The sequence below is a fragment of the Pseudomonas sp. SWI7 genome (assembly GCF_006351945.1).
Taxonomy (GTDB): Bacteria; Pseudomonadota; Gammaproteobacteria; order Pseudomonadales; family Pseudomonadaceae; genus Aquipseudomonas; species Aquipseudomonas fulva.
Window position 1 is genome coordinate 2,212,398 of the sequence record NZ_CP040930.1, and the last position, 21,762, is coordinate 2,234,159.

Consider the following 21,762-nt stretch of genomic DNA (forward strand, 5'->3'; position numbering starts at 1 on the left):
AGAGGAGACCCTGCATGAGCTTGCACCATGACCGCGAACACCATACGCCCCGTCACGCACCGTCGCCCCAGGCAAGCGGCGCCCTGATCGACGCCCAAGGGCGGGAGGTGCCGATCACCGAGCAAATGATCCAGCAGGCCTGCAAGGCCCTGGAAGAAAGCCGGGTCGAGCGCTCGCAGAAAAACTGATCACCCTATTCCTGACCCGGCGCTCGCGCCGGGTTTTTTATGCATGCTGCTCTGCCCTGGGGCTGCATCCGAGCGTCAGACCCTCTTGGCTCCCAGGGCGTCAATCAGCCGCGCGAGCTCGGGCGAGCTCCCACGGATGCGCACGGACAGTCCTTCGATCTCACGGCGCGGCGGATAATGTTTGCGCAACGCGTCGAAAGCGGCACGTTGATGCTGCACGTCTTCGCTCAGGCTACGGCGGAAATCGGCATCATCGCGGCGCGGATCGTAGACGGCGCGGCACAGCATCGCCAGTGCCCATTGCAGATCGACCTCGGCATCCAATTCAATCTGCGCCACGGGTGGACGCGGTAACAGGTCGGCAAGCTGAATGACCTCATTCACGCCCAGATGTTGACACAGCGCGCGGTAGATCTGGGCGGTGCCACGCTGACGGCCATCGAGGCTATAGCCGGCGATGTGGGGGGTGGCAACGGTACACAGGTCTGCCAACTGCAAGTCGACCTGGGGCTCGCCTTCCCACACGTCCAGCACCGCGTGCAGGTCATCGCGCTGCTGCAGGAGCGCTCGTAACGCGCCATTGTCCACCACCGCCCCTCGACTGGCGTTGATGAGCCAGGCGCCGGGGCGCAGTTTCGCCAGTTCCGCAGGGCCTAACAGGTGCCAGGTCGGGTACTGGCCACCGCGTTCGAGGGGCGTGTGCAGGCTGATGACGTCGCAGGCTTGCAGGAGCGTATCGAGTTCGACGTAATCACCGCCTTCAGCGGCCTGGCGCAGTGGATCGCAGACCATCACCTTCCACCCCAAGGCGCGCAGCACGCTCACCAACCGCCCGCCTACTTGGCCTGCACCCACCACACCGTAGACGCGCTCGGGCAGCGATGCACCCTCAAGGTCAGCGAGGGTCAGCAGGCTACCCAGCACATAGTCCACCACACCCCGGGCGTTGCAACCGGGGGCACTGCTGCAGCGGATACCCACTTGGTCGAAGTAGTCGAGGTCAAGGTGATCGGTGCCGATGGTGCAGGTGCCAACGAACTGCACGCGACTGCCTTCGAGCAGGTGCCGATCGACCTTGGTCACGGAGCGGACCAGCAGGATGTCGGCCTCCCGGACGCTAGCGGCGTCGAGGCTACGCCCAGGATAGCGACGAATCTCGCCAAACCCTTGGAAGAAGGCATCGAGCAAAGGGATGTTTTCGTCGGCAACTATCAGCATGGCGCTCTCCTGTCTGGGGAACGCAGTGTAGGCTCAACGCCGAGCGTGTTCCAGAGCGGCTCAGTCGGCTTTCTTGCGGATCCAGTAGAGGAAGGTGCCGGCGTCTTCCTGTTGTTCCAGCAGTTGGTGGCCCAGGAAGTTACAGAACTTGGGGATGTCGCGTCGGGTCGAGGGGTCGGTGGCGATGACTTTCAACAGACCGCCGGCGGCGAGGTCACGCACGTGTTGGTGCAGCATCATCACCGGCTCCGGACAGTTGAGGCCGGTGGCGTCGAGGGTGGCATCGGGGGTGAGGTCGGTCATGAAGGGCTCCGCAAATGATGGGTATTGTGGCGCATTCTAGGGACGCGGGCCAAGTGGGGCTGTCGGGGCACCCGCGGGTTCAGGGGCGCCTGACCGGGCTTGAGGGGGGCGCGGTGGCCTCAAGCGTTCAGCTTCGCACCTGATATTGCCAGGGCCGCTGCGCGCCCCATCGCGGCACGAGGCCGCTCCCACGCGGAATTCGTTGCCTTTGGAGTACGGTGCAAGGCGGACGCTCCATGCATAGTGGAAGAGTTTGCCAAAGTTTGTAAGATGCATGTTGTATGGCATTGCCAGTTCACCCAACTCCTTCTTTTGATAGATCACGGCCCTTACATTACAGATCATGATATCGGCCAGGATGAAATGCTCGATGCGTGTTGCTGTTGCTGTTGCTGTTGCTGTTGCTGTTGCTGTTGCTGTTGCTGTTGCTGTTGCTGTTGCTGTTGCTGTTGATCTTGATCTTGATCTTGATCTTGATCTTGATCTTGATCTTGATCTTGATCTTGATCTTGATCTTCGCGACTTCAGAAGGCCGAACGCAGGGCTTGCGGAGGGAGGTGACGGGCATGGATGCCCGTCAAGCGCTGGGCCCCAGGATGGGGCCTGCAGCGCGGTCCTCCCGGGAGCAAGCCCGGAGTGAGGGGACCCCGAAGCGCAGCGTAGGGGCCGTATGAACGGAGCGCAGCCTTTTTTGGTTACTTTTTGTGGCGTTTGACAAAAAGTAACTCGCCGTAAGGGCGAAAAGGTGATTAAGCGTCGCCATCGCAAACGGACTATGCTCTCTATCAACACCCACACCAACCCAATCAAACTTCAAACTTCAAACTTCAAACTTCAAACTTCAAACTTCAAACTTCAAACTTCAAACTTCAAAGCGTAGGCGCATACAGCAAGTTGGTATTCATTGGCGCGGGTGGCGCACAGTCACCCTTCCGCCCTTACGGCGGCTCACTTTTTGTCTTGTCAAAAAGTAAGCAAAAACCGCCTGCTCCTATCATCCGGCCCCTACGCTACGCTCCGGGGTCCCCTCGCTCCGGGCTTGCTCCCGGGAGGACCGCGCTGCAGGCCCCATCCTGGGGCCCAGCGCTTGACAGGCATCCATGCCTGTCACCTCCCTCCGCAAGCCCTGCGCTCGGCCTCCTGAAGTCGCGATCTGTGTTGCCTGGACTACCGCGCGCTTAGAAGCAAAAGCCAAAGCAACGACAACGACAACGACAACGACAACGACAACGACAACGACAACGACAACGACAACGACAACGACAACGACAACGACAACGACAACGACAACGACAACGACAACGACAAGAGTCGGCCTGCTTTCCAGCCTAATGTCAATTTAGTTGAAGGCAGTACAGCTACAACTGACTCAACCTCCCAGGCCAGCCAGACCCTCACCGCCCCTTCAAATCAACCCGCCGCAAATGACACGTCACCTCCTCCCGATCGTGATACAGCTGCTTGCACGCAATCTGCACCCTCACCTTCCGGGCCTTGAACGTCGCCTCCATGCGATCGAGCAACCGCCGCACCTCAGCATACCGCTGCTTCATCGGCAGCTTCAGGTTCACCACCGCCTCGCGGCACAACCCCTCCCCCAACCACGTCTCGATCAACGCCGTCGTCCGGGCCGGTTTCTCGACGATGTCGCACACCATCCAATCCACCGGGTGCTTGGGCTGCCACGTAAAGCCATCGGCCATCAAATGCTGGACCAGCCCCGTGTCCATCAGGCTCTCGGCCATCGGGCCATTGTCGATGGCCGTTACCAGCATACCGCGCCGTACCAGCTGGTACGTCCACCCACCCGGCGACGCACCCAGGTCGACACCGGTCATGTCATCGCCCAACCGCTGCTCCCACTGCTCGCGTGGGATGAACTGATGCCAGGCCTCCTCTAGCTTCAAGGTCGAGCGACTGGGCGCTTCACGCGGGAATTTCAAGCGGGGAATGCCCATCGGCCATAATGCACTGTTGTCAGCCAGAGCCTGACCGACGAACACCCGGCGGCCACTGATGAACGTCAGCAACAGACGCGGGCGACTCGAGTCGTCCACCAGGCGACCGGCCTTTTCCAGCGCCTTGCGCAACGGCGCTTCGAACTTGCGGCAGAACGTCGACAACTCCTTGCCCTCGTTGCTGTCGAGCACCTCCAGCCACAGGCTGCCGAACACCGGCTGGTCCGCCAAGTGCGCCAACAATACGCTGATGCGATCGCTCTCGGGCAGCTCGATGAACGCGCCACGCGCCCACTGCCTTGGGAAAATCAGCTGATTGAACCGCACCGCGTGCATCAACCGATCGGCACCGCCTTGCTCGCTGCAGACGAACTCGGCGCTGGCGCTGCTAGGCTTGCCTTTGGCATAGCCGGCAATTCCCAGGCGAGCGGCATGTTCACTGATTTCGGCGCACACCTCACCCTCGAAGCCGGGCCGGCAATGCATGAACAGGGTTTCCATCTCTTACTCCACTACGGCTGGCGCGACACAGGCGCCGGCAGGGCGGCGATGATAAAGGAAGATCGGAACCTGGGACATGCCCCGCTGGTCCAGAAAAGGGTCAGGTCAGGCAAACAGGACTAACCTGACCATTCAGTCGGACCCGTGCCGTGCGGGCCTGTACACAGCGGTGCTACCGGCAGCCCTTCGAGACGTTGCCGGGCACCGGCTCAGAAGGAGTTGGCAATGCCCTCGCTCGATAGCCTGAATACCCTCACGTCGCTCGATGTCGGTGACAAGAACTATCACTATTTCAGCTTGCCGAAAGCTGCTCGACAGCTCGGCGACCTGCAGCAATTGCCCATGTCGCTGAAGGTCCTGCTGGAGAACCTGCTGCGCTGGGAGGACGGCAAGACCGTCACCGGTGAAGACCTGCAAGCATTGGCCCAGTGGCTCGGTGAAAAGCGCTCAGACCGTGAAATCCAGTACCGCCCCGCGCGGGTACTGATGCAAGACTTCACCGGTGTGCCTGCGGTGGTGGACCTCGCCGCCATGCGCGCGGCCATGGCCAAAGCGGGCGGCGACCCCCAGCGCATCAACCCGCTATCGCCCGTGGACCTGGTGATCGACCACTCCGTGATGGTTGATCGATACGGTACACCGCAGGCCTTCGGCGAGAACGTCGACATCGAGATGCAGCGCAATGGTGAGCGCTATGCGTTCCTGCGTTGGGGCCAGAGTGCCTTCGACAATTTCAGTGTGGTACCGCCTGGAACTGGCATCTGCCACCAGGTGAACCTCGAATACCTGGGGCGGACCGTGTGGACCCGCGAAGCCGACGGCCGCACCTATGCCTTCCCGGACACCCTGGTCGGCACCGACTCCCACACCACCATGATCAATGGCCTGGGCGTGCTGGGCTGGGGCGTGGGCGGCATCGAGGCGGAGGCTGCCATGCTAGGCCAGCCGGTGTCGATGCTGATCCCACAGGTCATCGGCTTCAAGCTCACGGGCAAGCTGCGCGAAGGCATCACTGCCACCGACCTTGTCCTGACGGTCACCCAGATGCTGCGCAAGAAAGGCGTGGTAGGTAAGTTCGTGGAGTTCTATGGCGACGGTCTGGCCGAGCTGCCCTTGGCCGACCGCGCTACCCTCGCCAACATGGCGCCAGAGTACGGTGCGACCTGCGGTTTCTTCCCGGTCGATCAAGTAACGCTGGATTACCTGCGCCTGTCGGGTCGCCCTGAAGCGACCGTGCAACTGGTCGAGGCCTATTGCAAGGCCCAGGGGTTGTGGCGCCTACCTGGCCAGGAGCCTACCTTCAGTGACACGCTGGCGCTGGACATGAATGACGTCGAATCCAGCCTGGCGGGCCCCAAGCGCCCACAAGACCGGGTTGCGTTGGCCCAGGTCAAGCAGGCCTTCGAGCAGTTCGTCGAGCTGCAACCCAAACCTGCCGCCAAGGAAGTCGGCAGGCTCGAGAGCGAGGGCGGAGGGGGCGTTGCCGTGGGCAATGCCGATCAGGCGGGCGAAGCCGACTACAGCCATCAAGGCCAGACCCATACGCTGCGCGACGGGGCCGTGGTCATTGCGGCCATCACCTCCTGCACCAACACCTCCAATCCCAGTGTGATGATGGCGGCTGGGCTTGTGGCCAAAAAAGCCCTCGAGAAAGGTTTGCAGCGCAAGCCATGGGTTAAAAGCTCGCTGGCACCGGGGTCCAAGGTAGTCACCGAATACTTCGACGCGGCCGGTCTCACGCCCTACCTCGATGAGCTCGGGTTCGACCTGGTCGGTTATGGCTGCACCACCTGCATCGGCAACTCAGGTCCGCTGGACGAGCCTATCGAAAACGCCATCAGCAGCGCCGACTTGACCGTCGCCTCGGTATTGTCCGGCAACCGCAACTTCGAAGGCCGCGTGCATCCACTGGTCAAAACCAATTGGCTCGCCTCACCGCCCCTGGTCGTGGCTTATGCACTGGCTGGCAGCGTGAAAGTCGACCTGACACACGACCCACTGGGCACTGACAAGCAGGGGCAGCCGGTCTATCTGAAGGATATATGGCCTAGCCAGCAAGAGGTGGCCGAGGCTGTGGCCAAGGTGAGCACAGCCATGTTCCACAAGGAATATGCCGAAGTGTTCGCAGGCGACGAGCAATGGCAGGCTATCGAAGTGCCACAGGCTGCCACGTACGTGTGGCAACCGGACTCGACCTACATTCAACACCCGCCTTTCTTCGAAGGCATCGAAGGACCGGCGCCGCGGATCACCGATATCCACAGCGCCCGCATCCTGGCCCTGCTGGGCGACTCGGTGACGACCGACCACATCTCTCCGGCCGGCAACATCAAGGCCGATAGCCCTGCGGGTCGTTACCTGCGCGAAAAGGGCGTGGAGCCTCGCGATTTCAATTCCTACGGGTCACGGCGCGGCAACCATGAAGTCATGATGCGCGGTACGTTCGCCAATATTCGCATCCGCAACGAGATGCTTGCAGGCGAAGAAGGCGGCAATACCGTGCATGTGCCAAGCGGCGAGAAGCTGTCGATCTACGACGCCGCCATGCGCTATCAGGAGCAAGACACGCCCCTGGTCGTGATCGCCGGCCAGGAATACGGCACAGGCTCCAGCCGCGACTGGGCTGCCAAGGGCACGAACTTGCTTGGCGTTAAAGCAGTGCTGGCCGAAAGTTTCGAGCGTATTCACCGCTCCAACCTGGTTGGCATGGGCGTGCTGCCGTTGCAGTTCAAGGCAGGCCAGGATCGTAAACAGCTTGGCCTGACAGGCAGAGAGCAGATCGATATCACTGGCCTGGAGGGGACGGCCATTGTGCCGGGCATGAGCCTGGCACTGACCATCACCCGCGAAGACGGCACGAAGGAGCAGATCGAAGTGCTCTGCCGGATCGACACCCTCAATGAAGTCGAGTACTTCAAGGCGGGTGGGATCCTGCACTATGTGCTGCGTCAGTTGATCGCCGCGTAGGCCCCGCGAGGGTGCCAGTCTGCGCGCAGGCTGGCACCCTCTTCCCAAGCGGGCATTGCTAGCCCATGCCACCTCAAGGTACTCATGTAGAACCCCGTGCGAACCAACGGCGAGCAACTGCCAGTAGCTCACCCGTACCTGCCATGCACTGCCATGGATCAACCCCTGTAAATATCCCCTCAATAATCCGCGCACCGTGCCGATACCAGTCCAAAGCCCTGCGGACATCCTAGCCATGCGCAACAACCAGCCCATTACCCAGAGAGAACGGACTTTCCCTGCCAAGCAGCGGTTGATTTCCACCACCAATGCCAAAGGTGTGATCACTTACTGCAACGATGCCTTCATCGAAATCAGTGGTTTCACCCGCGACGAATTGATGGGCGCAGCGCACAACCTGGTGCGTCATCCTGATGTGCCGCCCGCCGTGTTTGCTCACATGTGGCAGACCCTCAAGCAGGGCCAGCCCTGGATGGGCATCGTCAAGAACCGCTGCAAGTCGGGTGACCACTATTGGGTCAACGCGTATGTCACACCGATTTTCGACAACAACCAAGTCGTCGGCTTCGAGTCGGTGCGCGTCAAGCCCACCGCTGAGCAGATTCGTCGTGCCGAGGCCCTGTACCTGCGTATCAACCAAGGTAAACCGGCAGTACCGCGGCGTGACCGGTGGCTCCCCATCTTGCAGGACTGGTTGCCCTTCATCCTGATCAGCCAGATCGGCTTCCTGATCGGCAACTGGCTTGGACACTCATGGGGCTTTGCCTTGGCAGCAGCGTTATCTGTCCCCCTGGGCCTGCTTGGGCTGACCTGGCAACAACGTGGGCTCAAGCGCTTGTTGCGCCTGGCCGAGCAGACCACGTCCGATCCGCTGATTGCGCAGATGTATACCGACAGCCGCGGCGTGCAGGCGCGCCTGGAAATGGCCATGCTCAGCCAGGATGCCCGGATGAAGACCTGCCTGACACGGTTGCAGGATAGCGCCGAGCATCTGAGCGATCAGGCCCGTCAGTCCGACGAGCTGGCGCATATGAGTTCATCAGGCCTGGAACGCCAGCGCGTGGAAACCGAGCAGGTCGCTGCCGCAGTGAACCAGATGGCTGCTACCACCCAGGAGGTGGCCAACCATGTGCAACGCACCGCCGATGCGACCCAGCAGGCCAATCGCTTGACAGGCCAGGGCCGTCAAATTGCCGGTGAGACCCGGGCAGCCATCGAACGCCTGTCGGCGGCCGTTGGAGAAACTGGGCAGACCGTGACGCAATTGGCCAAGGACAGTGACGAGATCGGCGGTGTGGTCGATGTCATCAAAGGCATTGCCGACCAGACCAACCTGCTGGCGTTGAACGCCGCCATCGAAGCGGCACGGGCAGGCGAAATGGGCCGGGGCTTTGCCGTGGTTGCCGACGAAGTGCGGCAGCTGGCCCAGCGCACGGCTGAGTCGACCGGGCAGATTCACGGCCTGATCGCCAAGCTCCAGCAAACCGCCAGCAACGCCGTGACGACCATGGAAAGTGGTCACCGCCAGGCCCAGGAGGGTGTCGATCGGGTGATGCAGGCTGACGAGGCGCTAGTGGGCATCAGTGAAGCTGTGGCGAACATCACCGACATGGCCACGCAAATTGCCGCTGCGACCGAGGAGCAGACTGCGGTAGCCGACGAGATCAGCCGCAACATCAGCACCATTGCCGACCTGGCCGACCAGACGGCCGAACAGGCACAGCATTCGGCGGTGTTGAGCGAGGCCCTCAACAGCACGGCGGGTAGTCAATATTCACTGGTTGAGCGTTTCAACCGCTAGACCTGACAGCCTGCGAGGGGTCGGCATCGCCGGCCCCTCGTATTGACCAGCGCTACCAATCAAGCCGCAGTTGGGTTTCGAAATGGCGAGTTTGCCCGGTCAACGGGTCATCGAAGCGCAGACTTTGCGCCAACAGTTTCAGCGGCCGTTGATAGTCATCCTGACCCTCGAGCAATGACGGATAGAACGGATCATTGCTGATGCCCGCCCCCAGCGCAGCCATGTGCACCCGCAGCTGGTGCGTCTTGCCCGTGATGGGCGAGAGCTCATACCGCCACTGCTCCCCGTTCTTTTCCAATACGCGGGCGTGCGTCTCGCTGTTGGTCGGCCCCTGCACCTCATGCATGCGAAAGAACGGCTCTGCGTGTTCCAGGCGGCTGCGGTGCACCAATGGAAACACGTGTTGCTCAAGGGGGGCAGCAATGGCCTGGTAGCGTTTATCGATCCGCCGCTCTGGAAACAAGCGTTGGTAAGCGCTGCGTGACTCAGGGTTGGCTGAAAACAGTACCAGCCCGGCCGTGTGCCGATCGATACGGTGCAGGGGCACCAGGTGCGGATTGTCCAGACGATGAATGAGACGGCGTAGCAAGGTCTGCTCCACGTACTCACCCCCCGGCGTCACCGGCAGAAAATGGGGTTTGTCAGCCACAACGAGGTGTTCGTCCACATGCAGTATCGCTTCCTGCACGGGAATCACACGCTCGTTGGGTACCTCGCGAAAATAGTGCAGGCGCAGGCCGCGCTTATAGGGATGATTTGCCGAAATAGCCTGGCCGTCGGCGCTCAGCACACGCCCCCGGGCAAAACGGTCCACCCACTGGCTACGGTCGATGGCCTTGAAGTGATCGCACAGGCAATCGAGCACCGTAGCCCATTGACCTGGGGGCAGACATACCGTGCTGGCTTGCAGTCGGGCGGGGTCGAATGAGGTCATCGTTGGGCTCGGAACCTGGCTTGGCGGCGTATTATCCTTCAAGCCCCGCCGATCAGCCAGCCTGGGCCAGCGACTCGCTGCGCGCCTTGAGCCAGCGCAGCACCTGAACAGGCTCCCAGCGGCTGGGGTCGTACAGCGCATACACCAGCCCTTCATAACCCACCACATCCAGTCCTCGGTGATAGCCAGCCCGCTGAAACAGCGCCTCGACCTCGGCGAAGCAGGTATTGAAATGCACCTTGCCGAAAGGCGTGCGATCATCGGTGACCAGGCCTTCAAACCGAAGCTCCAGGACAGCGTCGGCCACCCTGTCGACGGGCATCCGGTTGACGCTGTACTTCAATTGCTCGACGTTGAGCATGGACTCACCCTAATACTGTATTTATGTACAGCATACGAATATCCTTCCGTTGCCGTCAATCGATGTCATACCAGCCCAGGCAGGTAACCGTCCCCCCCGCGCAAGGTGAGTACCTGTCGGCGTGGTACGCCATGGGTCACGGACAGATGCACCCATTTGTCGAATTCCAGTATGAGCTGATCGAATGCGATCAGGCTTGTGCTTATCCGGCGCGCCGTGTTCCTGGGGGATAGCCCGCTGACCGTAAAATCAGCGGCAAGCCCTTGCAGGTGCTGACTACTGGCGGCGCCACCCACTAGCCGATTGAGGTGCTCGCTGCGATAGCCGCTGCTGATGATGATCGGCGCCGCGAGCAATCTGCGCACCTGCTCAAGGGTGGTGCAGAGCATTCGAAGGTTGTCGATGACCGGTTGCGGTGCGGTGTTGTCCAAACCTTCCCGAGCGGCGACCCGAGAAACGATCATTTCATCGAGCGTAAAATGTGGAGTGAGCAACATGGCATAGAGGTCCGATGGCGATTGGCGAGGTCGGCACCAGAGGCTTGGTAGGTGCCTGGACGCGATCATCGGACAGGCGCCCGCTGCAATGGAGCAGGGTCACGGCTCCTATAGAGGGTTGATTACCTCAGGAAGGCCGCTACTTGATCGGCATCGAACGGCCAGGCTAATTCAGCCTCGTTATCGCAGCGGCGCAGGACGGGGATGACGAGACCGTAGCGTTCAAACAGCGCTTCGCTCTCGGCAATGTCGACCAACTCGACCAGTAACCCATGGTCGACGAAAGGCATCAGCACGGCCTCCGCCACCTCGCACAGGTGGCATCCCAAGGTGCTGAACAGCTGGCATTCTGGCAACATGACACGCATCCCCAATGGCTTTCGCAGGTCATTATTCTAGGCCGCACTGCCGATGCCTGCACCTCTAGCCTGTCAGTCCTGGCTTGTGGCGCCTATGCGATGCAAGGACAGGTCAGCCCCTTCGAACTCCTGTTCGTGACTGAGCCGCAACCCCAGCACCTTGCGGATCGCGCCGTAGACCGCCAGGCCGCCGATCAGTGCCACCCCTACCCCGGTCAACGTTCCCAATAGTTGACTCCAGACGCTGACCCCACCCAAGCCACCCATCCAGACCTGGCCAAAAACGCCGCAGGCGATACCGCCCCACACCCCACACAACCCATGCAGGGGCCAGACACCCAGGACATCGTCGATCTTCCAGCGATTCTGCGCAGCGGTGAATGCCCATACGAACAACGCTCCCGCCACCAGACCCGTAGTCAGCGCGCCCACGGGATGCATGAGGTCGGAGCCTGCACAAATGGCGACCAGCCCGGCCAGCGGGCCGTTGTGCAGGAAACCCGGGTCGTTGCGACCGACCAGCAAGGCGGCCAAGGTGCCGCCGACCATGGCCATCAATGAATTGATAGCGACCAGGCCGCTGATGCCCTGCAAGGTTTGCGCACTCATCACGTTGAAGCCGAACCAGCCGATGATCAGTATCCAGGAGCCCAAGGCCAGAAAAGGGATACTCGATGGCGCGAACGCGACCAATCGCCCTTCACGGTAACGCCCGCGCCTGGGGCCCAGCAGCAGGACCGCAGCCAGTGCCAGCCAGCCGCCCATGGCATGCACCACTACCGAGCCGGCAAAATCATGGAACGGCGCTCCAAAGTGCTCATGCAACCACCCTTGGACACCGAAGTTGCCATTCCACACCATCCCCTCGAAAAACGGATACACCAATGCCACGATCAACGCCGTGGCGCACAGTTGCGGTGCAAAGCGCGCTCGCTCCGCGATCCCGCCCGAGATGATCGCCGGTATAGCCGCTGCAAACGTCAGGAGGAAAAAGCATTTGACCAGGCTGTAGCCGTTATCGATAGCCAGCGTGGCAGCAGGCTGAAAAAACTCGACCCCGTAGGCTACCCAATAACCGATGAAGAAATAGGCAATTGCCGACACAGCAAAATCGCTCAGAATCTTCGACAGTGCGTTGACTTGATTCTTGTAGCGCACGGTGCCGACTTCAAGAAACGCGAAGCCGGCGTGCATGGCGAGCACCAGAATGGCGCCTACCAGAATGAACAACGTGTTTGCACCGTTGACCTGAGACTGCATCGCGCTTGATGTCATATCCATGAAGCAAAAGCACCTGTCGGCACCATTAACGCTCAGTCGAGGCTCACCCTGCACCGATTCGGTGCCAGGCAAGGCGGGTTGGGCGCTTGCCACGAATGGATGGACGCCGTATCTGGCAGTCTGGGCATTTTGGGTTAATGTTTAGGCATGGCGGTGGGTACACGCCCCGAAGCGGCGCAGTGCATTCAACAGATGCCCTGCAACGATGCAAAACTTAAGCAAAGCCTGTACCAGTGTGGTGACTTGAACCTTCCAGCAGCCACGTCACTCGAAGTACCAACATCAACCGACAGGGAGAGACACATGGCCAGCAATTCGGCAAAGCATGCACAAGATGTACTGATGGCTGACTTCCAGGCACTGGTCCGCGACACGGAGAAGCTGCTGGCCGATACCGCCAACTTGGCAGGTGACCAGGCGCAAGCGCTGCGCGAACAGATGCACGAGCGCCTGGCGCAGGCACGCGAAACGCTGGAAGTCACACAGGAATCGTTGCGCGAACGCAGCCAGGAAGCACTGGGCAGCGCCGAGCAGTATGTCCAGGAGAAACCCTGGCACGCCATTGGGATCGCAGCCGGCGTGGGCCTGGTGATCGGCCTGCTGGCGAACCGTCGTTGAGGGGTTTTCATGGACAATGACGCCATCGGCACCGGCGCCACCGGCAAACGGCTCGGTGCAGCTGTTCTGGGGCTGCTACACAGCCATATAGAACTGTTCGGCATCGAACTGCAGGAGCAGAAAGGACGCACACTACGCCTGTTGCTGTTCGCAGGTCTGGCACTGGTTTTCGCGCTGCTGCTGTTGACAGCGCTTTCCGGGTTGGTGCTGGTTTTGCTCTGGGACACCTACCGCCTGGCCGGCATCATTGGTCTGTGCGTGTTTTATGGACTGGCAGCGCTGTATTGTGGCCTGCGCCTCAAGAGCGCGGTGTTCGACGAGTCCTCGCCCTTCCACTCCACGCTTGAGGAACTGGCCAAAGATCGGGAGCGCCTTCTGCCATGAACCTGCCTGACTTGCCCAATACACGTAACCCGCGGGAACTGCGCAAGGCGCTGCTGCGCTTGCGCATGGAAATGCACCGCCAGGAAATCCGCCATGAAACCGGCCAACTGCTCGAACCTGTACGGCGCATACGCGGCATGGGAAGCTCGCTGCATGCCGGGCTCGGCATCAAGCATGCGCCACTGTGGGGCATAGGGGCGGTAGTGGCCATGGGCTTTTTGACTGGCAAGGGTGTTCGAAGTGGTGGCCTTCCCCGCCTAGTGCGCCTGGGTGCCAGTTTGATTCCCCTGGTGAAGCTGTTCATGCAGAGCAACCGTCGGCGCCGGTAACCCACACCTCACGCCGCGTCAGGGGTTCATCGCGCACAGGAACCCCTGACACGGCGTATGCTCGGCTCTACCCCTTCAGGAGACTGCGCCTTGGATTGGCATACCCTGCTTACCCGCGAACGCCTGGGCAAAGCGCTATACAGTGCTGAAGAATTGGGGCGCAGCCCTTTTCACAAAGACCATGACCGCATCATTTTCTCCGGCGCTTTTCGTCGCCTGGGGCGCAAGACCCAGGTTCATCCTGTCACCAGCAACGATCATATCCACACGCGCCTGACGCATTCGCTGGAGGTGAGTTGCGTAGGCCGCTCGCTTGGCATGCGCGTTGGGGAAACGCTACGTACGAGCCTACCCGACTGGTGTGAACCGAGTGATCTGGGCATGGTGGTGCAGTCAGCCTGCCTTGCCCATGACATCGGCAATCCCCCCTTCGGACACTCCGGCGAAGATGCCATCCGTCATTGGTTTCAGCAGGCCGCCAATCGTGGTTGGCTGGACGACATGCGCGACGATGAACGGGCTGACTTCCTCAATTTCGAAGGCAATGCCCAAGGCTTTCGGGTACTGACGCAGCTGGAGTACCACCAGTTCGATGGGGGCACCCGCTTGACCTATGCCACCCTCGGAACCTATCTCAAGTACCCCTGGAGCGCTCGTCATGCCGATGCCCTGGGCTACAAAAAGCACAAGTTCGGGTGTTACCAAAGCGAATTGCCTCTGTTGGAGCAGATTGCGAGTCGTCTGGGCCTGCCCCAGGTAGATGATCAGCGCTGGGCACGTCATCCCCTGGTGTATTTGATGGAGGCTGCCGATGACATCTGCTATGGCCTGATCGACCTGGAAGATGGCTTGGAAATGGAGCTTCTACAGTACGCTGAAGTCGAAGCGCTGCTACTCGATCTGGTGGGCAACGACCTGCCAGAAACCTACAGGCAGCTCGGTCCAGGTGACTCAAGGCGTCGTAAGTTGGCGATCCTGCGCGGCAAGGCGATCGAACATCTGACCAATGCGGCGGCATATGCCTTCGTGGAACAGCAAGATGCACTGCTTGCCGGCCAGTTGACCGGCGATCTTGTCGAGCACATGCACGGCCCCGCCAAACGCTGTGTACTGCACGCCAAGGCGATGGCGCGGAACAAGATTTTCCAGGACAAGCGCAAAACGCTTCACGAGATCGGTGCCTACACCACGCTGGAGATCCTGTTGAACACCTTCTGTGGCGCCGCATTGGAACAACAGGGTGGCCGCACGCCCTCGTTCAAGAGCCGCAGGGTGTTGGATCTGCTCGGCAACAATGCCCCCGACCCCCATGGTTCGCTTTATCAGGCCTTCCTGCGCATGATCGATTTCATAGCCGGGATGACGGACAGTTACGCCACCGAAATGGCACGGGAGATGACAGGTCGTTCCGGTCCTGCCTAAACACGCCTGGAAAGTCGCCGACCTTCGCCTCAAACGGTCCAGTAGGGAAAACCTTACTTCAGATTCAACCAACGCTGGACACTGAGTTGAAACCCTAAACATCAGTTAACAAACAAGGTTTGACTTTAGCTATTAATGCAATTGTACGTAAGTAGTTTTGGTTAAGTTTGTAGGCCATTTCCTATATACGGTTATTGAGCCGCCCTCGCATTACTTGCCGCTTTCAACTGGGTTAAGGTGCCAACTGTCACCCTCATTGATAGCAGGGAAGTAAAACATGTACTCCATATTCATCGTCGACGACCATCCGGTGATCCGGCTGGCAGTGCGCATGCTTCTGGAAAATCAGAATTACACAATCGCTGGCGAATCGGACAACGGCGTGGACGCCATGCAGATGATCCGCGAAACCAACCCAGACTTGATCATCCTGGATATCAGCATCCCCAAGCTCGATGGCCTGGAAGTGTTGGCAAGGTTTCAATCCCTGGCAATGCCACAGAAAATCCTTGTGCTGACCGCGCAGTCGCCGGCGCTGTTCGCCGTGCGCTGCATGCAATCAGGGGCGGCGGGCTATGTCTGCAAGCAGGAAGACCTGAGCGAACTGCTCAGCGCGGTAAAGGCGGTATTGGCTGGGTACAATTACTTTCCCAGCCAGGCCATGCAGCCTCATCTACCTGTTGACAACGACTTGCAACTTCTAAGCACTGTCAATGATCGGGAACTGATGGTTCTTCAACTTTTTGCACAAGGGCGGACCAACAAGGAGATTGCAAAGGGCATGTTTCTAAGCAGCAAGACGGTCAGCACTTACAAGAAACGCCTCATGCACAAACTCGAAGCCAGCACGCTGGTCGACCTGATCGACATGGCCAAGCGCAACGCACTGGTCTGAGGGCTCCATGGCACGTTCTATCGCCCTCCTGCTCCTGGTCGCCATGCTGCTGGGCAACCTGGCTAACGCCGGGCAGCAAGGCGCGTCCCAGTTGTCCTTGGTCGCCCGCTCCACTGCGCGACCCGCCATACCTGCAATTACCCCAGAACAGCAGCAATGGTTGAATGCTCGCCACGAACTGGTGATTGGCACATCTGCTCCGGATTATCCACCTTTCGACATCAGCAGTGGCGGGCGCGACTATCAGGGCCTCACCGCAGAGTACGCCAGCCTATTGGGCAAGGCGCTTGATCTGCCGGTCCGCGTGCTGCGCTATTCAAGCCGCCAAACGGCGCTGCAAGCGCTCAAACAAGGCGACATCGATCTGCTGGGCAGTGCCAACGGCTATGACGCCAACTATGAAGGCGTGGTGCTGTCGCACGCCTACGCCATCGACCAACCCGTGCTGGTCACCCGCGAAGACGAACACCGGGCGCTGGATACTGGCCTGTCAGGCATGCGCCTAGGCATGCTGTATCACTACCTGCCGAGGAAAGAGGTACTCAGTGTCTATCCCGATGCCAAGGTCCTGGCCTTCGGGTCATCCAGCGAAGCCCTGAATGCGGTGGCGTTCGGCCAGGCAGACGTCTTCATCGGCGACACGATCTCCACCCACTACCAACTCAACCGCGGTCACCTTCCAAGGCTGCGCATGGCCAGCTTTGGCAACCATGAAGCGTTTGGCTTCGGCTTCGCCCTGCGCGAACAAGAAACGGTGCTGCTCGCGCTGGTCAATGCGACGCTCGACAGTCAGTCCTCCGCCCTGCGGTCGAGCATATTCAAACGCTGGAGCGCAGGCAGCGATCTGCTTCTGACCGATCGCAAGCTTCGACTGACGCGTACCGAAGCGCAGTGGTTGCAGCGACATCCGGTCATGCGTGTCGTTGTCGACGGTACGGCAGCGCCATTGTCCTACTTCGACAACTCGGGTTATTTTCGTGGCATCACCGCCGACCTGCTTGAGCTGATCAGCCTGCGTACGGGCTTGCGCTTCGAGGTGCAACGGGCCAGTGGCATCGCGGACATGATCGCACGGGTCAAGGACGGCCGCGCCGATGTCATCGCCGCCTTGGCAAGCGGCAGCATCGACCAGAACGATCTGCAGATCAGCCAGGCGTATCTGGACAGCACTTATGTGCTGGTCAATCGCAAGGGCAACGCGGCAGCCACTTCGCTGGACGAACTGCGCGGCAAGCGGATCGCAATCACACGCTACAGCGCCTTGGACACCATGCTCTCGCGCTATCACCCGCAAATCGGCTGGATCGAAACGGAAAGCTCGTACTATTCCATGGCCCTGCTCAACAGCGGAGCAGTGGACGCCGTCATCACAACGCTGATCGACGCCAACCACGCGTTGGCCAGCAATCCTGACCTGATCATCCGCACCACAGTGGGCAGTGAGCCTGCCAGTTATGCCATGGCCACCAGCACACCTTCCAAAACCCTCATTTCGATTCTGGACAAGGCGCTTTCGAGCATTTCACCTGAAGAGCTGGGGGTGATCAACAACCGCTGGCGAGGCTACACCCTGTTCGAAGATACCCAGGGCGAGGGCTTTCGCCGCTTGACGGTACTTGTAGCCCTGGGTGCAGCGGTATTGCTGTTGCTGGCATTGCTGTGGAACGCCCGTCTGCGTTTGCAGATCCATCAACGCCAGCAAGCGGAGCGCGCCCTGAACGATCAGGTGGCATTCATGCGTGCATTGCTCAACGGTACGCCACACCCGATGTACGTTCGTGATCGAGAGGGTTGCCTGCAGAGCTGTAACTACAGCTACCTCGAAGCGGTGCAGGCCAGTGCCGAGGAGGTCCTGGGCAAGCAACTGGAGAGCAGCCTGTTTGCCGACCGCGAGCAGACCCGACAGATCCAGGACGACTATCGCAAGGTGATGGCGGCCGGGTCGCCCTTGATCATGGACAGGCCCTTGCACATCAAGGGCCGGGAAATCACCATCTACCACTGGATCCTGCCCTACCGGGATTCGCTGGGCGAGGTCCAGGGCATCATTGGCGGATGGATCGACATCAGCGACCGCCGCCAGTTGGTCAACGAGTTGCGCCAGGCCAAGCAGCAGGCCGATGACGCCAACCGAGCCAAGAGTACCTTCCTGGCCACCATCAGCCATGAAATCCGCACGCCCATGAACGCAGTCATCGGCATGCTCGAACTCGCCGTCAAGCGTGCCGAGCAGGGCCAGGTCGATCGCGGCGCCCTTCAGCTGGCTCACCATTCGGCCAAGGACCTGCTTGGCTTGATTGGCGACATACTGGACATCGTGCGCATAGAGTCAGGGCACCTCACCCTGGTCCCCGAGGTGGTGGATCTGGCTGCATTGCTCGAGTCGGTGGGGCGTATCTTCGAGGGCCAGGCCCGGCAGAAAGGGTTGGCGCTGGAAGTCATCATCGAGCCAGCGGCACGTTGCCATGTGCTGCTAGACCCCTTGCGCTTCAAGCAGGTGCTGTCCAATCTGGTGAGCAATGCCATCAAGTTCACCGAGCACGGCCAGGTACGCATCCACGCCAGGCTTGTACAAGACACAGACAGCGCCAGCTCGCTGCTGGACATGGAGGTGCGTGACAGCGGCATCGGTATCCACCCGGACGACGTACAACGGCTGTTCAATCCTTTCGTTCAGGCGAACCCGCACAGTCAGGGGGCACGCGCCGGTACGGGCCTGGGCCTTACCATTTGCCGTACACTCTGCGAAATGATGGGCGCCGACCTCAGCATCAAAAGCCTGGAAGGCCTGGGCACCCAGGTCCGGGTGAAGATGCCGTTGCAACAAGCTGATCCTGCAGTGCGATCGACACCGGCAGTCGAGCGTTTGCAGGCACCTGACCCCCACCTCAACGTACTGGTGATCGATGATCACCCTGCCAACCTGCAACTGATGGCACAGCAGCTCGGTTACCTCGGGCTGCAGCACGCCACGGCCACGGACGGTCGCGAAGGCCTGATGGCCTGGCGTGCAGGCGACTTCGACGTGCTGGTGCTCGATTGCAACATGCCCCACATGAACGGCTACCAGTTGGCGACGGCGGTACGCACCGAAGAGCAGCGGACAGGACGAAGGCGCTGCACGATCCTGGGCTATACCGCCAACGCACAACCCGAGGTACGGCGCAAATGCCTGAGCTCGGGCATGGATGATTGCCTGCTCAAGCCCATCAGCCTCAGCACCCTGAGTCAACGCCTTGCAGCAGTGAACATGCAGCGTCGGAAAAAGAACCGGTGCAAGCCGTATTGCCTTAATGGGCTCAGCGCGGTGGTCGGGCATGACCCGGCTGACCATAGGCGATTTCTCCAGACGCTGCTACAAAGCCTGGAGACAGACTTCACGCTTTTGATGGAGCTGCAGCCTGATAAAGATCAGCAGGCAATCGCCGCCCATGCGCATAAAGTCCTGAGCGCAGCACGCATGCTAGAGGCGGCAGCGCTGATGCGAGCGTGCATCGCCCTCGATTGTGACGAACTCACACCTGCCCAAGTGCGACTGCGGCGGCAAGCCCTAGCCCGGCACATGCGGCGCGTGCACCGAGCGCTGACGCTGGACCTGTCGACAACCACGTGCACGCAGGCGGGCAACCGGGCGTGTTAACTGATAGACTGCGCGGCGTTATTACCTAAGAGGATTGTTTCATGGCCACAAACCGCTCCCGTCGTCTGCGCAAGAAGCTGTGTGTCGACGAGTTTCAGGAATTGGGCTTCGAGCTGAACCTGGAATTCAAAGAGGATCTGGATGACCAGGCAATCGATGCATTCCTCGACGCGTTCCTTGCCGAAGCCATGGATGCCAACGGCCTCGACTATGTCGGCGGTGACGATTACGGTCTGGTGTGCTCGGTCAAGCGTGGCTCGGTTACCGAAGAGCAGCGCGCTGCCGTCGAAAGCTGGCTCAAAGGCCGCAGCGAATTGACCAAGGTTGAAGTCAGCCCGCTGCTCGACGCCTGGTACCCGGAAAAGCCGATCAACAAGGCAGAGTAATGCTCTGTCGGGTTCGTTCGCAGAAGGCCACCCCCAGGGGTGGCCTTTTTACTTTCGGGTCTGCGCAAAAGCTGCGGTGCTTAACACACACTCGCCGCGGCGGCCTGATGTGAAACCCATGTGCATCGAACTGGCGCAACCCCGGGGGGCTTGGGGCATAATGCGTGTGCATTCGTTCTGGGGCCATCATCCATTTATAGCCCCAATGCCCTTTCTCCTCGTTGCAGGGTATCTGTTTATCATGATCAAAACGCTCCGCCCCATCGTACTCGCCGGCCTGTTGCTGCCTTTGGCCCTGACCAGCCAGGCAGCTGCGGTCAATACAAACCTTCCACCCAAGGTGCAACAGGCACTCAAGGCCAATAAGCTGCAAGACACGGCATTGTCATTGGTGATGCTGCCCTTGGATGGCCCCGGTACAGCCACGGTGTTCAACGCCGACGTGTCCGTCAACCCTGCCTCGACCATGAAACTGGTCACCACCTATGCCGCCCTGGAGCTGCTGGGGCCGACCTACCAGTGGAAAACCGAGTTCTTCACCGACGGTACGCTCAGCAACGGTGTACTTAACGGCAACCTCTACCTCAAGGGTGGGGGCGATCCGAAGCTGAACATGGAAAAGCTGTGGTTGCTGATGCGTGACCTTCGCGCCAACGGCGTGCGCACCATCACAGGTGACCTGGTGCTCGACCGCAGCCATTTCGTGCAGCCCAACCTGCCGCAATTCAATGACGACGGGGGTGATCAGAACAAGCCGTTCCTGGTGAAGCCTGACGCGTTGCTGGTCAATCTCAAGGCCTTGCGCTTCGTGGCGCGTAACGACGGCGGCAGGGTCAGCGTTGCCGTGGAGCCGCCGATTGCCAGCATTCGCATCGACAACCAGGTTAAGGCTGTCAACAGCAAGAATTGCGCCGGCGACGTACGCTACAACCCCGTGCCACAGCCCGACGGCATCACCGTGACCGTCAGTGGTCAGTTGGGCGATGGCTGCAACTCCCAAACCTACCTCTCGCTGCTCGATCATCCGACCTATGCCGCCGGCGCGGTGCGTGCCATCTGGAACGAGCTGGGGGGTACCATCCAAGGTACCGACCGCATCGAAAACGTGCCTAAAAGCGCACGGTTGCTGGCGCGCGCTTTCTCGCCGGACCTGGTGGAAATCATCCGTGACATCAACAAGTACAGCAACAACACCATGGCTCAGCAGTTGTTCCTGAGCCTGGGTGCCCAGTTCCGTACCGATGCCGATGGCGATGACGCCCGTGCCGCGCAGCGTGTCGTGCGTCAGTGGCTGGCCAAGAAAGGCATCACCGCGCCGCACCTGGTGATGGAAAACGGCTCAGGGCTGTCCCGCGCCGAACGCGTGAGCACGCGTGAGATGGCAGCCATGCTGCAAGCGGCCTGGAAAAGCCCCTACGCGGCCGAGTTCATGAGCTCGCTGCCGCTGGTGGGTATGGATGGGACCATGCGCAAACGGCTCAAGCGCACCGCCATGACCGGTGAGGGCCACATCAAGACCGGCACGCTCAACACCGTACGGGCAATCGCGGGTTTCAGCCGTGACAGCAACGGCCATACCTGGGCAGTGGCCGCTATCCTCAACGACCCCAAACCGTGGGGCGCCTCGCAGGTGCTGGACCAGGTGCTGCTGGACCTCTACCGCCAGCCCAGCGCAAACGCCAGTACAGCCGCCAAGTGACCTGCATGGCCTGTGCCCCCG

21 protein-coding genes are annotated in these 21,762 nt (G+C 60.5%); 11 read left to right on the forward strand and 10 right to left on the reverse strand.

Annotated elements, in window-relative coordinates; all coding sequences use genetic code 11:
- The first annotated feature begins 14 nt into the window (after nucleotides 1-14).
- A complete protein-coding gene (locus FH041_RS22765) occupies nucleotides 15-188 on the forward strand; it encodes a PA1571 family protein (protein WP_165919263.1) in 174 nt (57 codons plus the stop codon).
- Nucleotides 189-263: 75 nt separating this feature from the next.
- Here the strand turns inward: FH041_RS22765 and pdxB are convergent, their stop codons facing one another.
- From pdxB to rlmM, 5 genes are all read right to left on the reverse strand, one after another.
- The gene (pdxB, locus tag FH041_RS10160) at nucleotides 264-1,406 is read right to left on the reverse strand and encodes a 4-phosphoerythronate dehydrogenase PdxB (RefSeq protein ID WP_125922361.1); all 1,143 of its coding nucleotides are present in this window, start codon (nucleotides 1,404-1,406) and stop codon (nucleotides 264-266) included.
- A gap of 60 nt (nucleotides 1,407-1,466) precedes the next feature.
- A complete protein-coding gene (gene tusA / locus FH041_RS10165) occupies nucleotides 1,467-1,709 on the reverse strand; it encodes a sulfurtransferase TusA (RefSeq protein WP_023534172.1) in 243 nt (80 codons plus the stop codon).
- Between the two features lie 334 nt (nucleotides 1,710-2,043).
- Nucleotides 2,044-2,277 (reverse strand): hypothetical protein, encoded by a 234-nt coding sequence (locus FH041_RS22770; RefSeq protein WP_168199534.1) that lies wholly within the window; start codon nucleotides 2,275-2,277, stop codon nucleotides 2,044-2,046.
- A gap of 599 nt (nucleotides 2,278-2,876) precedes the next feature.
- Entirely contained in the window at nucleotides 2,877-3,017 is a 141-nt protein-coding gene (locus FH041_RS22775; protein WP_168199535.1) for a hypothetical protein, read from the reverse strand.
- 86 nt (nucleotides 3,018-3,103) lie between these two features.
- Nucleotides 3,104-4,168, reverse strand: coding sequence for a 23S rRNA (cytidine(2498)-2'-O)-methyltransferase RlmM (gene rlmM / locus FH041_RS10185; protein ID WP_125922563.1), 1,065 nt, complete (start codon nucleotides 4,166-4,168; stop codon nucleotides 3,104-3,106).
- 225 nt (nucleotides 4,169-4,393) lie between these two features.
- Here rlmM and acnA point away from each other — a divergent pair, with 225 nt between their 5' ends.
- Nucleotides 4,394-7,135, forward strand: a complete 2,742-nt coding sequence (acnA, locus tag FH041_RS10190) for an aconitate hydratase AcnA (RefSeq protein WP_125922562.1) — start codon at nucleotides 4,394-4,396, stop codon at nucleotides 7,133-7,135.
- Between the two features lie 235 nt (nucleotides 7,136-7,370).
- On the forward strand, nucleotides 7,371-8,936 hold the full coding sequence (locus FH041_RS10195; protein ID WP_027916558.1) for a PAS domain-containing methyl-accepting chemotaxis protein: 1,566 nt from the start codon (nucleotides 7,371-7,373) through the stop codon (nucleotides 8,934-8,936).
- Between the two features lie 52 nt (nucleotides 8,937-8,988).
- On the opposite strand, the gene FH041_RS10200 is transcribed toward FH041_RS10195, so the two are convergent.
- From FH041_RS10200 to FH041_RS10220, 5 genes are all read right to left on the reverse strand, one after another.
- The gene (locus FH041_RS10200) at nucleotides 8,989-9,870 is read right to left on the reverse strand and encodes a pseudouridine synthase (protein ID WP_059183175.1); all 882 of its coding nucleotides are present in this window, start codon (nucleotides 9,868-9,870) and stop codon (nucleotides 8,989-8,991) included.
- Nucleotides 9,871-9,922: 52 nt separating this feature from the next.
- Nucleotides 9,923-10,231 carry a hypothetical protein gene (locus FH041_RS10205; RefSeq protein ID WP_027916556.1) on the reverse strand — a complete coding sequence of 103 codons (309 nt, stop codon included), beginning with the start codon at nucleotides 10,229-10,231 and terminating at the stop codon, nucleotides 9,923-9,925.
- 65 nt (nucleotides 10,232-10,296) lie between these two features.
- Entirely contained in the window at nucleotides 10,297-10,728 is a 432-nt protein-coding gene (locus FH041_RS10210) for a D-Ala-D-Ala carboxypeptidase family metallohydrolase (RefSeq protein ID WP_140174540.1), read from the reverse strand.
- A 122-nt stretch (nucleotides 10,729-10,850) separates the two neighbouring features.
- Nucleotides 10,851-11,087, reverse strand: coding sequence for a glutaredoxin family protein (locus FH041_RS10215; protein ID WP_027916554.1), 237 nt, complete (start codon nucleotides 11,085-11,087; stop codon nucleotides 10,851-10,853).
- Between the two features lie 72 nt (nucleotides 11,088-11,159).
- Nucleotides 11,160-12,368 carry an ammonium transporter gene (locus FH041_RS10220; protein WP_028688162.1) on the reverse strand — a complete coding sequence of 403 codons (1,209 nt, stop codon included), beginning with the start codon at nucleotides 12,366-12,368 and terminating at the stop codon, nucleotides 11,160-11,162.
- 303 nt (nucleotides 12,369-12,671) lie between these two features.
- On the opposite strand from FH041_RS10220, the gene FH041_RS10225 reads away from it, so the two are divergent.
- The 8 genes from FH041_RS10225 to dacB all read left to right on the forward strand — a co-directional run bounded on the left by FH041_RS10225 (nucleotide 12,672) and on the right by dacB (nucleotide 21,741).
- Nucleotides 12,672-12,986: a YqjD family protein gene (locus FH041_RS10225; protein WP_027916552.1), complete on the forward strand. Its 315-nt coding sequence runs from the start codon at nucleotides 12,672-12,674 to the stop codon at nucleotides 12,984-12,986.
- Nucleotides 12,987-12,995: 9 nt separating this feature from the next.
- The gene (locus tag FH041_RS10230; RefSeq protein ID WP_023533670.1) at nucleotides 12,996-13,370 is read left to right on the forward strand and encodes a phage holin family protein; all 375 of its coding nucleotides are present in this window, start codon (nucleotides 12,996-12,998) and stop codon (nucleotides 13,368-13,370) included.
- Nucleotides 13,367-13,699 carry a hypothetical protein gene (locus FH041_RS10235; RefSeq protein WP_027916551.1) on the forward strand — a complete coding sequence of 111 codons (333 nt, stop codon included), beginning with the start codon at nucleotides 13,367-13,369 and terminating at the stop codon, nucleotides 13,697-13,699. Before FH041_RS10230 ends, FH041_RS10235 begins: the two co-directional genes overlap by 4 nt.
- Before the next feature lie 90 nt (nucleotides 13,700-13,789).
- Entirely contained in the window at nucleotides 13,790-15,121 is a 1,332-nt protein-coding gene (locus FH041_RS10240) for a deoxyguanosinetriphosphate triphosphohydrolase (protein WP_140174542.1), read from the forward strand.
- A gap of 277 nt (nucleotides 15,122-15,398) precedes the next feature.
- Nucleotides 15,399-16,016, forward strand: coding sequence for a response regulator transcription factor (locus FH041_RS10245; RefSeq protein WP_027916549.1), 618 nt, complete (start codon nucleotides 15,399-15,401; stop codon nucleotides 16,014-16,016).
- 7 nt (nucleotides 16,017-16,023) lie between these two features.
- The gene (locus FH041_RS10250; RefSeq protein WP_140174544.1) at nucleotides 16,024-19,656 is read left to right on the forward strand and encodes an ATP-binding protein; all 3,633 of its coding nucleotides are present in this window, start codon (nucleotides 16,024-16,026) and stop codon (nucleotides 19,654-19,656) included.
- 41 nt (nucleotides 19,657-19,697) lie between these two features.
- On the forward strand, nucleotides 19,698-20,042 hold the full coding sequence (locus FH041_RS10255) for a YggL family protein (protein ID WP_023533709.1): 345 nt from the start codon (nucleotides 19,698-19,700) through the stop codon (nucleotides 20,040-20,042).
- A 241-nt stretch (nucleotides 20,043-20,283) separates the two neighbouring features.
- On the forward strand, nucleotides 20,284-21,741 hold the full coding sequence (gene dacB / locus FH041_RS10260; RefSeq protein WP_027916547.1) for a D-alanyl-D-alanine carboxypeptidase/D-alanyl-D-alanine-endopeptidase: 1,458 nt from the start codon (nucleotides 20,284-20,286) through the stop codon (nucleotides 21,739-21,741).
- Nucleotides 21,742-21,762 lie beyond the last annotated feature (21 nt).

Coding starts and splice junctions, on each gene's coding strand:
- FH041_RS10255 (WP_023533709.1), top strand. CDS start 19,698: ATGGCCACAAACCGCTCCCGTCGTCTGCGCAAGAAGCTGTGTGTCGAC.
- tusA (WP_023534172.1), bottom strand. CDS start 1,709: ATGACCGACCTCACCCCCGATGCCACCCTCGACGCCACCGGCCTCAAC.
- FH041_RS10250 (WP_140174544.1), top strand. CDS start 16,024: ATGGCACGTTCTATCGCCCTCCTGCTCCTGGTCGCCATGCTGCTGGGC.
- FH041_RS10215 (WP_027916554.1), bottom strand. CDS start 11,087: ATGTTGCCAGAATGCCAGCTGTTCAGCACCTTGGGATGCCACCTGTGC.
- FH041_RS10245 (WP_027916549.1), top strand. CDS start 15,399: ATGTACTCCATATTCATCGTCGACGACCATCCGGTGATCCGGCTGGCA.
- pdxB (WP_125922361.1), bottom strand. CDS start 1,406: ATGCTGATAGTTGCCGACGAAAACATCCCTTTGCTCGATGCCTTCTTC.
- FH041_RS10195 (WP_027916558.1), top strand. CDS start 7,371: ATGCGCAACAACCAGCCCATTACCCAGAGAGAACGGACTTTCCCTGCC.
- FH041_RS10230 (WP_023533670.1), top strand. CDS start 12,996: ATGGACAATGACGCCATCGGCACCGGCGCCACCGGCAAACGGCTCGGT.
- FH041_RS22770 (WP_168199534.1), bottom strand. CDS start 2,277: ATGCCCGTCACCTCCCTCCGCAAGCCCTGCGTTCGGCCTTCTGAAGTC.
- dacB (WP_027916547.1), top strand. CDS start 20,284: ATGATCAAAACGCTCCGCCCCATCGTACTCGCCGGCCTGTTGCTGCCT.
- FH041_RS10220 (WP_028688162.1), bottom strand. CDS start 12,368: ATGGATATGACATCAAGCGCGATGCAGTCTCAGGTCAACGGTGCAAAC.
- FH041_RS10205 (WP_027916556.1), bottom strand. CDS start 10,231: ATGCTCAACGTCGAGCAATTGAAGTACAGCGTCAACCGGATGCCCGTC.
- rlmM (WP_125922563.1), bottom strand. CDS start 4,168: ATGGAAACCCTGTTCATGCATTGCCGGCCCGGCTTCGAGGGTGAGGTG.
- FH041_RS10200 (WP_059183175.1), bottom strand. CDS start 9,870: ATGACCTCATTCGACCCCGCCCGACTGCAAGCCAGCACGGTATGTCTG.
- FH041_RS10235 (WP_027916551.1), top strand. CDS start 13,367: ATGAACCTGCCTGACTTGCCCAATACACGTAACCCGCGGGAACTGCGC.
- FH041_RS10225 (WP_027916552.1), top strand. CDS start 12,672: ATGGCCAGCAATTCGGCAAAGCATGCACAAGATGTACTGATGGCTGAC.
- FH041_RS10210 (WP_140174540.1), bottom strand. CDS start 10,728: ATGTTGCTCACTCCACATTTTACGCTCGATGAAATGATCGTTTCTCGG.
- FH041_RS22765 (WP_165919263.1), top strand. CDS start 15: ATGAGCTTGCACCATGACCGCGAACACCATACGCCCCGTCACGCACCG.
- acnA (WP_125922562.1), top strand. CDS start 4,394: ATGCCCTCGCTCGATAGCCTGAATACCCTCACGTCGCTCGATGTCGGT.